The organism is Streptomyces sp. NPDC126510 (genome assembly GCF_040302345.1).
GTDB lineage: Bacteria > Actinomycetota > Actinomycetes > Streptomycetales > Streptomycetaceae > Streptomyces.
The window spans coordinates 1-12,154 of record NZ_JBEORR010000001.1; the positions used below are offsets into that span (position 1 = coordinate 1).

A 12,154-nucleotide genomic window follows, 5' to 3' on the forward strand; every position below is an offset into this window, starting at 1 on the left:
AACTCCCCCAGCCTTGCCCCCACCCCAAAAACCGCGCCCCCATCATCCTTTCACCTCACTCCCCGTGGGTTTGGGCGGGGGGGGGGGGGGGCCCCCCCCCCGCCCCCCCCCCAACGCCCCCTATCCATGTCGTGACGCGGTAGGCCCTAGCTCCGTACGGCGCCGAACCGGATGTCGTACGACGATCCCGGGTGCATGACCCGCAGCATCCGCTCCCCCTCGGTGGTGATCTCGTCCTGCCGCGCGCGGGTGAGGCGGTCGAAGGGCTCGATCACCAGCGCGTCCTCCGTCAGCCGCCACAGCCCCGCGAGGAAGCCGTCGACGAGGAGCGTGCGGTAGGCCATGTTGCCCTTCCACGAGCGGCCCCGGTGCTCGGGCGGGATCACGCGGCTGCGGTCGGCGTGCGAGAGCAGCAGGTTGTCGAACTCGGGGAGGAACCGCGGCGGTGCCGGGGTGCCCGGGTCGGGGCGGGGGGCGTCCGGGAGGTCGAAGAGTTCGGTGCCGCTGTCGTCCCGGAAGGTCGTCAGCTGCGGGCGCAGGCGCTCGAAGGCGTCGCGCAGGCGCGTCATGCCGGCCCAGGTCTGCATGTCCTTCACCGAGGCCGGGCCGAAGGCGGCCAGATAGCGCAGGACGACCGCGTCGGGCGTGGGCGCCGGCTGAGCGGGCCGGCCGAGCCAGTGTTCGGCGGTGGTGAGACTGACCTGCCCGCTGCGCCCCCACAGACCGCGCGGCGTCACCTGCACCAGCGGGAGGCGGCAGCGGGCGGCGACGGCCAGGGCCTGCGGATCGGCGTCGGGCCACTCCTTCAGCAGGGCCTCGCGCAGTTGCCCCATGGTGCGGGGCTCGGTCTCGACGAGGTCGCGGGCCAGCCCGGCCAGCCGGTCCAGGTCGACGCCGGCGAGTCCCTTGCGGAAGGTGACGAGCTCCCGGTCGCGGGCGGGCTGCACCAGCGGCCTCAGGGTGAGGCAGTCGTCCGCGGTGTGGGTGTGGATCGTGGAGCGCATCGTGACGATCCGGACGGCCTCGCGGTCGGCCATCAGCCGGGACAACGCCTCGGGGGCGAACCCGTCGAGCCGGGCGGCGAGCGCGTAGTACGGCGGTTTGACGTTCTGCGCCTGGAGGCCGAGCAGGTGCTCGACGGCCGCCGCGACGGAGAGCCGGGCCGGGCGCAGGAGCAACTGCCGGTCGAGGGTCGCGCGGTTGAGGGCACGCGCGTCGAGCAGGGGTGCCGTGCCGGTGACGCTCCGCTTGGTGTTCGTCATGTGAAGCACGGTAGTGGGACTTGCGGACAGGTTCTGGCCGCGACGGATGGGTCCGGCCGGCCGGGGTCCTGTTCTGCCCGACCCTTCGTCCCCGCCGTCCTCCGTCGGCGTCCCACCGGCCGAGCCGAGAGGGCCGCGCACCGAGGCCGGCCCGTCCCGTGGGACGGGCCGGCCTCGAGCGTCTACGGGGTCACGGTCAGCCCGGGCGCCATGTCGGCGTTCGCGTTGGTGAGCTTCCCGGAGCCGGTGGCGCCTTCGGAGCTGACGAAGCGCAGCTCGTGGTTGGTGCCCGTGTCGCCGACGGCGAGCAGGAGCGTGGACTGCTGGGCCGCGTAGGCGCTCTGGACGAAGGAGGTGACGTCGACGGTGATGTCGCGGCCGTCGATGGCGTTGCCCTGGTGGGTCCCTCCGCCCTCGGGGATGATGGTCGATCCGAGGGTGAAGGTGGCCGACTTCGCGACGGAGGACGTCGTGGCGGTGAAGCTCGGCCGGTTCTGCCAGGTCATCGTGTTGATCGGGCAGGACGAGCCGCCTCCGGTGCAGGTGGTGCTGCTGACGGGCTGCACGAGGAGTTGGTCGGTGTCGGTCGACGGAACCGACGAATAGCGGTGGCCGACGTAGGTGAGATGGAGCGTCGCCTGGCTCGGTGCCTTGGTGAGGCCGCCGAGAGGGAACTGGAGGTAGGTGAGCTTCCCGTCTCCGGATCCCGTGGTGTACTGCTCACCCATCAGGCCGACGCCGGTGTTGCGGGTGATGAGGGTCAGGTCCGAGGAGTTGTTCGAGCTCAGGTCGCCGGTCCACGCGCCCACCCAGGTGTCGCCGTTGGTGAGGGCGCCGGTCTTGACGTTCTGGGTCTGGCCTCCCGCGTCCGTGTAGGTGGTCGTCAGCGTGCCGACCCCGCTCGTCGTCAGCGGGAGCTGGCTGGTGTATTCGACGAGCTGGCCCGCGACCCGGAGGTTGTTCAGCGTCGCGTTGGTGACGCCGGTGATCGTGTTGCCCGTGTTCTGCTTCGAGAACCACACGTTGTCGAGGTTGACGGTGCCGATCGGGGTCTTGGTGTACGAGTACGTGGTGCCCGAGCCGTCGGGGTTGGGGGCGTACCCGTTGTTCGCCTGCTGGGCGGCGGTGACGGTCTGGGTGGTTCCGTTGCCGCCGTTGACGCTGATGGGGCCCGATGTGTACCGGGAGTTGTCGACCGAGCTGTTCTTCACCACGATGCTCTGGATGCGCGGGTAGGTGTTGCTGTTGTTCATCGCGAGGATGCCGCCGGCCGGGGCCGACAGAGAGTTGAAGTTGTCGAACGTGTAGTTGGTGAGCTTGTATCCGTTCGTCTGGTAGCCGAGTCGGATCGCGTTGCCCCCGTTGACGGTCCAGTTCAACGTGTTGCTGACCGATATGTTCTTCGAGTCCTCGTTGTCCCACTGGTTGGAGTCGAACCCGAGGTCGTCGGAGACGGTGTCGTAGGCCCCCACCGCGTTGACATAGCCCTGGACGTCGGCGCTGGAGGTGCCGAGCTTGAAGTTGTTCCACACGCCGGAGGCCAGCGGGGTGAATCCGTTGCTGGGGTTGTAGTGACCGGAGGCGAACGCGTCGTCGTTGCCGAGGGTGAAGACGCCGTTGGCGGTGATGTCCTGGCCGCTGGCGAAGTCCGTCCCGTCCACCCACGGCTGGGCGTAAGGGGTGAGGGCCTTGATGTTGTTGAACGTCACGCGGTGGGCGCTGTGGGTCTCCCAGTTCCACTGCTTCGCGTTGCGCTCGTAGGTGTCGTTGAACGTGATGTCCGACGAGTGCATGACCATGACGCCGCCCTGGTGCTGGCTGCGGTAGGCGTCGTGCAGGTCACCGCTGCTGACGGCGTTGTAGTTCGCCACACCGTTGCCGTCGAAGACGCCACGGCCGTCGATCTCGATGTCGCTCGAGCCGATGATTCCGATCGCGGGTTCGAATGCCTCCATGTACGCCTGGACGCGGTTCTTCAGCAGGGCCCCTTCGTCGGTGTAGATCTTCAGCTTGCCGCCCTTGAGCTTGCTGCCGTCCACACCGTTGACCAGCAGACCCGACCACACGTACGTGCCGTTGGGGAAGTAGAGCGTGTTGAGTGCCGTCGGGTTGGCCTTGATGGTCGCGATGGCGGCCTGCAGGGCGTACGTGACGTCGTTGGCGGCCATCACCCGCACCTTCGGGTACCGCACATTGACGCTGCTCGCGCTCACCAGGCTCCCGGCCGAGGTTTGCTGACCGGCGGGGATGGCGGTGCCGTTGACGGTCCGGCCGGCCATGGAGCTGGTCGTCGCGGCGGGAGCCGTCTGAGCCGCGCTGTTCGGGTGCGCCGCGAGGTACTTCGCGGCGAACTCCTGGAAGTTGAGGACGCCGGTCTGCAGGTTGACGCCGGAACCGTCCGATGCGCTCGTGGTGTCCGGACGCTGCGCCGGGTCCTCCAGGGGGTCGTTGACGACCGCCAGGTAGGGCTGCCCCGCCGCGTTGGTCGAGTCGCCGTTGACCATCACGATCGCCTGGTTCAACCCGGCGGCGGCTGACATCTGGAACGTCAGGGTGTGCTTGTCCGTGCTCACCGAGACGCTGCCGGCCGGGTAGTAGCGCGCCGGGTAGACGTTCACCGTGTTGATCGTGGTGCTGGGCAGCGTGACGGTGATCGTCGGTGTGCGGGAGTCCGACGCGAAGCGCGCGATGTCGAAGTTGTGACCGTTCTGGTTGTACTGCACAGCCTGGACGGGCGTGCCCGCGGCTTGCACCTGGTACTTGGTGGACGCCACGTCCGGAGACGTGGTCGTACCGCCTCCCACTCCCGTCGGCGCGTACGTGTCGACGGTGGTGGCGGCTTGTGCGGGGACGACGCCGGTGAGCATGAGGCTTGCCACCGTGACGGTGGCGCCAACGGCGGCCGCGACGATGCGGTGCACGCGCGAGCGCCGCCGCGCCGCGACGGGGTTCTGGACGGCGTCGTCGCCGGCCGGTCGGATCATGCCTGTCTCCTCAGGACTAGACCTTTCCAGGTCTGTTCAGGTGCTCCCCGTCTGCTGGAGACGGCGCGGAGCATGCGCGATGCCGCGGCCGGGCTGCGGCCGTCGGCGCTGTCGCGCGAGAGGACCACCACGACGCGTTGAGGGCGATGCACCGGGTGGCTCGGGGTGGTGCTGCGCGTGGTGGGCTGCGGACGGCTCCCTCTCATTGACCGATCCACGCGATCGGCGTGGCCGGGATGTTAATCCCGCATTTCCGGAACCGTCAACGCTTCCGCCGTTCTCCAGCGGCAAACCGGGTGCGACGTGCGTGTTCTCGCCGTGTTCCTGTAACCGCTGGATCACGACCCTCCGGCGAAGTCTTGCTCTGTTGCGACAGTCCGACCTACGCTGACGCCACTTACGTGGATCGATACATGTTTTGGGGGTGCGCCCGTGGTGACGATGGCGGAGGTGGCTGCTCGGGCGGGTGTCGCCAAGCAGACCGTCTCGAACGTGGTGTCCGGCAAGAAGGTGCGGCCCGAGACCCTGGCGAAGGTGAACGCGGCGATCGCCGAGCTCGGCTACAAGCCGAACCTGGTGGCTCGCTCGCTGAGAACCGGCAGCACGGCGACCGTGGGGCTGTTCGTGCCGTCGGTGGCCAACCCGTTCTATTCGGAGGTGGTCGAAGAGGTCGAGAACGTGCTGGTCGGTCACGGCTACAACCTGCTGCTGGCCACGACCCGCGACGATCCCGGCTACACCCGGGCCCACCTGGAGAACCTCGCCGCGCGCTCGGTGGACGCACTGCTGGTGGCCGGGGACAAGGGCGTCGCACAGCAGCTTCCGATGCTCGCCGAGGCCGCCTTCCCGGTCGCCCTGTTCGCCTGGGAGGGCGACCCTCCGACCACGCTGCCGGTGGTGTCCATCGACTACGAGCACGCCGGGTTCCTGGCCGGGCGCCACCTGAGGGATCTCGGCCACCACAACGTCGCGGTGATCGCCGACCTCCCCTCACACGCGCCGCGTGTGCGCGGGTTGCGCCGGGCGTTCGCCGACGACGGTCTCGGCATCGACGACAGCAAGGTGTTCGCCTGCACCAGAGACGACGCCGCCGGCGGGTTCGCCGCGGGCCGTGCGGCGCTGGAGGCGGACCCGGAGTTGACGGCGATCTTCGCCACCCACGACATCCTGGCCGTCGGTGCCGTCGAGGCGGTGGTCCGGTCCGGGCAGCGCGTCCCCGGCGACGTCAGCGTCGTCGGCTTCGACGACATCGCCCAGGTCGGACAGATCCAGCCGGCGCTGACCACGATCACCTTCCCGAAGCGGGAGATGGCCCAGCAGGCCGTCGAGCTGCTGCTGCGCGCCGTCGACTCCGGCCGGCCGCCGACCAACGTCATATCGCTGTTGCGCCCGACCCTGACCATCCGCGACAGCAGCGCCCCGCCCCGGGCGACCGAGTAGCGCCTGGCACCGCTCGGCCTTCACATCACCCCCGAAGAGTCCGCAGCACGATCCTGCCGCACCGGTTTCCCGCGACCTCCACGAGTCACGACAGAAAGCATCTCCACTGATGAAAGACCTCGGCCCCAACGCCTACGTCGAAGACCGGTCGCCGGGCACCGGACGGCTGCGGCCGCGCGCCGCGTTCGCTTCCGACCTGCCCGCGATCGTCCTCGACGGCGACTGGAGATTCCGGCTGGCGTCAGGGCTGGACGACCTCACCGGGGACTTCGCCGCACCGGACTTCGACGACACCGCCTGGGACCTGCTCGCCGTGCCGTCCTGCTGGCAGATGACCGGCCTGCCCGGCGAGCCGCGCTACGGCGCTCCGGCCTACACCAACATCCTGTACCCGTTCCCGGTCGACCCGCCGCGGGTGCCCCCGCAGAACCCGACCGGCGAGTACCGCCGCGGATTCGACGTGCCGGACGGGTTCCCGGCGTCGGCTGCTGTGCTCCGGTTCGAGGGCGTCGACTCCGCGTTCGCGGTGTGGCTCAACGGAATCCGGCTCGGCGACGGCAAGGGCAGTCGGCTGACCACCGAGTTCGACGTCTCCGCGGTTCTGCGGCCCGGCCGGAACGTACTCGCGGTCCGCGTGCACCAGTGGTCGTCCGGCAGCTACCTGGAAGACCAGGACATGTGGTGGCTGTCCGGGATCTTCCGGTCGGTGTCCGTGGCCGCCCGCGGTGTCGAGGACTTCTTCGTCCACACCGCCTACGACCACACGACGGGGCAGGGCACCCTGGCCGTCGACGTCACCGCCCCCACGCCGGTGTCCCTGTCGGTGCCCGAGCTCGGCATATCCGCCGCCGATCCGGCCGGCCCGCACGTGATCGACGGCATCGAACCCTGGTCGGACGAACGGCCGCGCCTGTACACGGGAGAACTGGTCTCCGAAGCCGGGGAGCGGATACCGCTGCGCATCGGCTTTCGCACCGTGGCCGTCGTGGACGGCGTCCTGACCGCGAACGGCAAGCCGATCTCGCTGCGGGGCGTCAACCGCCACGAATGGCATCCACTGGCGGGGCGGACTCTCGCCGTGGACACCATGGTGAGCGACGTGCTGCTCATGAAGCAGCACAACATCAACGCGGTGCGCACCAGCCACTACCCACCCGACCACCGGTTCCTGGACCTGTGCGACGAGCACGGTCTGTGGGTGTTCTGCGAGGGCGACCTCGAGACACACGGCTTCGAACCCGGCGGCTGGCGGCGCAACCCCAGCGACGACCCCGCGTGGCGCGAGGCCTACCTGGACCGGGCCGCGCGGCTGGTGGAACGCGACAAGAACCATCCCTCGGTCATCGTCTGGTCACTGGGGAACGAGTCCGGCACCGGAGCCAACCTGGCCGCCGCGGCCGAGTGGATCCGGCAGCGCGACGACAGCCGCCTGATCCACTACGAGGGCGACTTCGCGAGCTGCGCGTACGTCGACCTGTATTCCCGCATGTACATCGGCGTGGACGAGTTGGCCGCCGTGGGACGCCGCCAGGAGGCACCGACGGCCGATCCGGCCGACGACGCGCACCGCCGCGCCCTGCCGGCCGTGCTGTGCGAATACGGACACGCCATGGGCACCGGCCCCGGCGGGCTGTCCGAATACCAGCAGGTCATCGAGGCGCATCCGCGCCTGGCCGGTGGATTCATCTGGGAGTGGATCGACCACGGGATCGCCCGGCTCACCGGGCAGGCGGACACCGGGCAGGAGGCCCCCGACTCGTTCTACTCCTACGGCGGGGACTTCGGCGAGGAGGTCCACGACGGCAACTTCGTGGCCGACGGGCTGCTCTTCCCCGACCGCACACCGTCGCCGGGCCTGGCCGAGTACAAGAAGGTCATCGAACCGGTCCGGATCCACATCGACCCGGCGACGCGGCAGATCGGCGTGCACAACCTGCACCACGTCCGCGACAGCGGCTACCTGGACTTCCGGTGGAGCGTCGAGGACGGCGGTGAGCCGACGGGCTCCGGCGGGCTGACCGTGACCGCGACCGCTCCGGGCGCGACGACCACCGTCGAATGGCCCGCCGACCTCACCACCGCGCTCGACGCGGCGCGCAAGAACGACTCCGGCCACGAGGTGTGGCTGACCGTGACCGCGGTGCTCGCCGCCGACGAGACCTGGGCCGTGGCCGGTCACGAGATCGCCTGGGCGCAGGGGCTGGTCGTGGCGCCGGCCGCCTCGCCCGTCCCCTTCACGCCGGCGCCGGCGAGCGCCCACGACGACTGCATCGCCCTGGGTCCCGCGCGGTTCGACGCCCGCAGCGGGGTGCTGACACGGCTGGGCGACCTGGAGCTCGACGGTCCGAGGCTGGACATCTGGCGGGCCCCGATCGACAACGACCTGCTCAATGCCTTCGGCGAGCCGCAGTCCGGCGCCTGGTTCGCCGCCGGACTGCACCGGATGCGCCACGACGTCCTGGGTGTCGAGCCCGACGCGGCGGGACTCACGGTCACCGCCCGGCTGGCCGCAGCCGGGTCCTCCTCCGGGCTCGGCGTGGTCTACCGCTGGACGGCCTGTGCCACACCGGACGCGGGCCAGGCCCGGCTCCGGCTGGAGGCAGTCGTCACCCCCTACGGCCCATGGCCGGTGCCGCTGCCCCGACTGGGAGTCGCGATGTCGCTGCCCGGCACCGACGCCGAAGTCGAGTGGTTCGGTCCCGGCCCCGGTGAGGCGTACCGCGACTCCCGCGCCGCGGCTCGCGTCGGCCGCTACCGGTCGACCGTCTCGGCGATGCAGATCCCACAGGTCCGCCCGCAGGAGAACGGCAACCGCCACCAGGTCCGCCGCGCCAGGATCACCGCCCCGGGCGGCACCCTGCTCATCACCGGCGACCCGGTCATCGACCTGACCGTCCGTCCCTGGAGTACCGAAGCCCTGGCCGCCGCGGCCCACCAGCACGACCTGGTCCCCGACGGCAGACTCCATCTGCACCTCGACCACGCGCACCACGGCCTCGGCAGCACTGCCTGCGGCCCGGGCCCGTCGGCACCGAACGTCCTGGCCGCGGTCACCACCGCGTTCGCCCTGGAGTTCGGCACCGGCCGGTAGGCAGGCCTGCACGCCCGCCCACCGGCCATCCAGCAAGTCCTCTCCCTGTCACAGAAGGTTTCCTCACATGGACAGCACCACCATACGCACCCGCAGACTCGTGGCATTCGCCACCGCGGCGCTCCTCACGGCCGGTCTCAGCGCGTGCGGCAGCGGCAAGAGCACCTCCGGCGACGGTGCGGCGGAACCGAACCACAGCGGGCCGGTGAGCATGGAGTTCTGGGGCTGGGCCCCCGGCTACGACAAGATCGTCGACCAGTGGAACGCCGCTCACCCGGACAGCAAGGTCATCTTCAAGAAGATCCCGTCGGGCGGCAAGGGTGGCTACACCCAGATCACCAACGCGATCACCGCCGGCAAGGGTCCGTGCCTGGCCCAGATCGAGTACGGCACCCTCCCGTCGATGCTCGTGAAGAACACGGTCATGGACATCACGCAGTACGCGAAGGCCGACATGGCCAAGTACGTCCCGTCGGCCGTCTCGGCCTCCAGCGTCGGCGGCAAGATCTACGGCGTCCCGGTGGACGTCGGCCCGATGGTCCTCTTCTACCGCAAGGACCTCTTCGCCAAGTACGGCATCAGCAAGCCGCCGGCCACCTGGGCCGCGTACAAGGCCGACGCCGAAAAGGTCGCCGCCGCCGACCCGAGCGTGAAGTTCGGCACCGCACCCGGCGACGGCAACGATCTGGCGGCCTTCAGCCTGCAGACCGGCAAGTCCTGGTACTCGACCCACGGAGACAGCTGGACCGTCAGCATCGACAACCCCGGCACACGGAAGGTCGCCTCCTTCTGGCAGGGCATGAAGGACAAGGGTCTGGTGACGAAGACCGGCAACGCCTGGGACCCGCAGTTCGACAAGGCCGCCGAAGCGGGCAAGGTGCTGACGTTCGTCAACGCGGCCTGGGCCGCCGGCGGCCTGAAGTCGGACCTGAAGGACCAGTCGGGCAAGTGGGCGGTCGCCCCGATGCCGACCTGGAGCGCCGGCGACGGCAAGAGCGCCAGCAACGGCGGCTCGGCCACCTCGGTGATGACCGGGTGCAAGACCCCCCGCGAAGCCGAGCAGTTCGCCGCGTTCCTGTCCTCCGACCCGAAGGCCGTGAGCACGGGCATCACCGTCGGCGGCCTGTACCCGGCGTCGAAGGCCGGGCAGAACGACCCGTCGCTCGCGGCGGGCGACCCCTACTTCGGCGGCCAGAAGGTCGGCGAGCTGTACAAGGCCTCCGCCGCGCAGGTGCCCACCACCTGGACCAACGGCCCGACCTACCAGCAGGTCGAGACGGACTTCACCACTGCCATCGGCCAGGGCACCCTGCCGGCCGCGGTCACCAAGGTCCAGGCCTCGACGGTCGCCGCGATCAAGCAGCTCGGACTGTCGGTCACCGGCGGCTGAGGCAGCGGGACCCCAGCCGACCCGAAGGGGTTCCCGCGGCCGCCCGTACCCGGCGCCGCGGGAACCCGCTCCCCGACACGAACCGCCCAGCGAGGTTTCCATGAGCAGTCCCAGCAGCGCCCCGACCGCGTCACCGCCGCGGCCGGTACCCGCGCTCACCCCCCGGCTCTCCCCTGCCGGTCGGCGCCGGCGCGGCACCGGACGCCGTACCGCTTTGACCGCGACGGGTTTCCTGGCGCCGTTCGCGGTGCTCTTCCTGACCATGATGATCGCGCCGATCTGCTACGCGGTCTACCAGAGCTTCTTCACCGTCCACCGCGCCGGGCTGTTCGGCGGCACGCAGTCCACGGAGTTCGCGGGACTGTCCAACTACGCCGCCGCCTTCGGCGACCACGACTTCATCGCGTCGATCATCCGGGTCGTGCTGCTGGGCTGCGTCCAGGTCCCGGTCATGCTCGGCCTGGCCCTGCTGCTCGCGCTGCTGCTGGACTCCCGCTCGGCCCGGCTGCGCAAGACCTTCCGGCTCGCGTTCTTTCTGCCCTACGCGCTGCCGGGTGCGATCGCCGCGGTGATGTGGTCCTTCCTCTTGGCGAAGAGCCTGTCGCCGTTCACCGGACCGCTGTCCCACATCGGGATCGACGTCGACTTCCTGTCGCCGTCGTGGGTGCCGGTCTCGATCGGGAACATGATCACGTGGGGCTGGACCGGCTACAACATGCTGATCATCTACTCGGCGCTGCAGACCATCCCCGCCGAGGTGATGGAGGCCGCCGCGCTCGACGGCTGCACCGGATGGCGGCTGGCGTGGCAGGTGAAGATCCCGCTCGTGCGTCCCGCGCTGGTGCTCACCACAGTCTTCTCCATCATCGGGACGGCGCAGCTGTACACCGAGCCGGCGGTGCTGGTCGGCGCGCGCATCCAGGGCGTCTCGCCGAAGTTCTCGCCGATCATGAACACGACCCTGGGCATGGACCTGGGCGACCAGAACCTGGCCGCCGCCGAGTCCGTGGTGCTCGCGCTGATCACCCTCGTGCTCTCGTTCGGATTCCTCAAGTACACCCAGCGCAAGGGAGCGATGGCATGAGCGTGATCCAGGCCGGCCGGCCGACCCGACCGGGCCGCCGCGGCCCCGACATCGCGAGCAAGGTCGCCGTCAACGGGGTGCTGGGCCTGATGGCCCTGTACACGCTGATCCCGCTGTGGTGGCTGTTCGTCTCCGCGACCAAGGGCTCGGGCTACCTCTACACCGGTATGCCGCTGTGGTTCTCCCATTTCGACCTGGTCGCCAACATCAGAACGGTGTTCAGCTTCGAGGGCGGCGTCTTCTCCGCCTGGCTCGCCAACAGCACGCTGTACAGCCTCGTCGGCGCGACCGTCAGCACACTGCTGTCCGCGATGGCCGGGTACGCACTGTCCAAGTTCAGCTTTCGCGGCCGGGAAGGCGTCTTCAACGTCATCCTCGCCTCGGTTCTCGTTCCGGCGCCGATGTTCGCCCTGCCGTTGTTCATGCTCATGGCCAAGCTCGACCTCACCAACTCGTACTGGTCGGTGCTGCTGCCCAGCTGCGTCAGCCCGTTCGGCGTCTACCTGTGCCGGATCTTCGCCGCGGCGTCCGTCCCGGGCGAACTGCTGGAGGCCGCACGACTCGACGGAGCGGGCGAACAGCGCACCTTCTTCGGGATCGCGCTGCCGCTGATGGCCCCGGCGCTGGTGACCGTCTTCCTGTTCCAGTTCGTCGGTATCTGGAACAACTACCTGCTGCCCTCGCTCATGCTCAACTCCCCCTCACGACTGCCTGTCACGGTGGGCCTGGTGCAGTGGCGCTCGGAGTTCGCCAACGGCGTGCCGCCGCTGCTGCCGATCACCGGTGCGTTCCTGTCGCTGATCCCCCTGCTCGTGGCCTTCATCAGCCTCCAGCGGTTCTGGCGCAAGGGCCTGACCGCGGGCGCCGTCAAGTAGGTCTGAGCGGGTTTGTTACGCGCGCCGC

The 12,154-nt window shown here is 69.7% G+C and carries 7 protein-coding genes; 5 read left to right on the plus strand and 2 right to left on the minus strand.

Going from position 1 to position 12,154, the window contains the following annotated elements; all coding sequences use genetic code 11:
* Positions 1 to 146: 146 nt before the first annotated feature.
* Together ABTX60_RS00005 and ABTX60_RS00010 are read right to left on the minus strand one after the other, a co-directional pair.
* Positions 147 to 1,262, minus strand: coding sequence for a winged helix DNA-binding domain-containing protein (locus tag ABTX60_RS00005; RefSeq protein WP_352094770.1), 1,116 nt, complete (start codon positions 1,260 to 1,262; stop codon positions 147 to 149).
* Between the two features lie 182 nt (positions 1,263 to 1,444).
* Complete coding sequence (locus ABTX60_RS00010) at positions 1,445 to 4,246, minus strand: hypothetical protein (RefSeq protein ID WP_352094771.1); 2,802 nt, start codon at positions 4,244 to 4,246, stop codon at positions 1,445 to 1,447.
* Between the two features lie 441 nt (positions 4,247 to 4,687).
* On the opposite strand from ABTX60_RS00010, the gene ABTX60_RS00015 reads away from it, so the two are divergent.
* The 5 genes from ABTX60_RS00015 (at position 4,688) to ABTX60_RS00035 (ending at position 12,126) form a co-directional block, all read left to right on the plus strand.
* Complete coding sequence (locus ABTX60_RS00015; RefSeq protein ID WP_352095121.1) at positions 4,688 to 5,686, plus strand: LacI family DNA-binding transcriptional regulator; 999 nt, start codon at positions 4,688 to 4,690, stop codon at positions 5,684 to 5,686.
* 109 nt (positions 5,687 to 5,795) lie between these two features.
* Entirely contained in the window at positions 5,796 to 8,777 is a 2,982-nt protein-coding gene (locus ABTX60_RS00020; protein ID WP_352094772.1) for a glycoside hydrolase family 2 TIM barrel-domain containing protein, read from the plus strand.
* A gap of 67 nt (positions 8,778 to 8,844) precedes the next feature.
* On the plus strand, positions 8,845 to 10,167 hold the full coding sequence (locus ABTX60_RS00025; RefSeq protein ID WP_352094773.1) for an ABC transporter substrate-binding protein: 1,323 nt from the start codon (positions 8,845 to 8,847) through the stop codon (positions 10,165 to 10,167).
* 100 nt (positions 10,168 to 10,267) lie between these two features.
* Entirely contained in the window at positions 10,268 to 11,251 is a 984-nt protein-coding gene (locus ABTX60_RS00030) for a carbohydrate ABC transporter permease (protein WP_352094774.1), read from the plus strand.
* Positions 11,248 to 12,126: a carbohydrate ABC transporter permease gene (locus tag ABTX60_RS00035; protein ID WP_352094775.1), complete on the plus strand. Its 879-nt coding sequence runs from the start codon at positions 11,248 to 11,250 to the stop codon at positions 12,124 to 12,126. Before ABTX60_RS00030 ends, ABTX60_RS00035 begins: the two co-directional genes overlap by 4 nt.
* Positions 12,127 to 12,154: the final 28 nt, after the last annotated feature.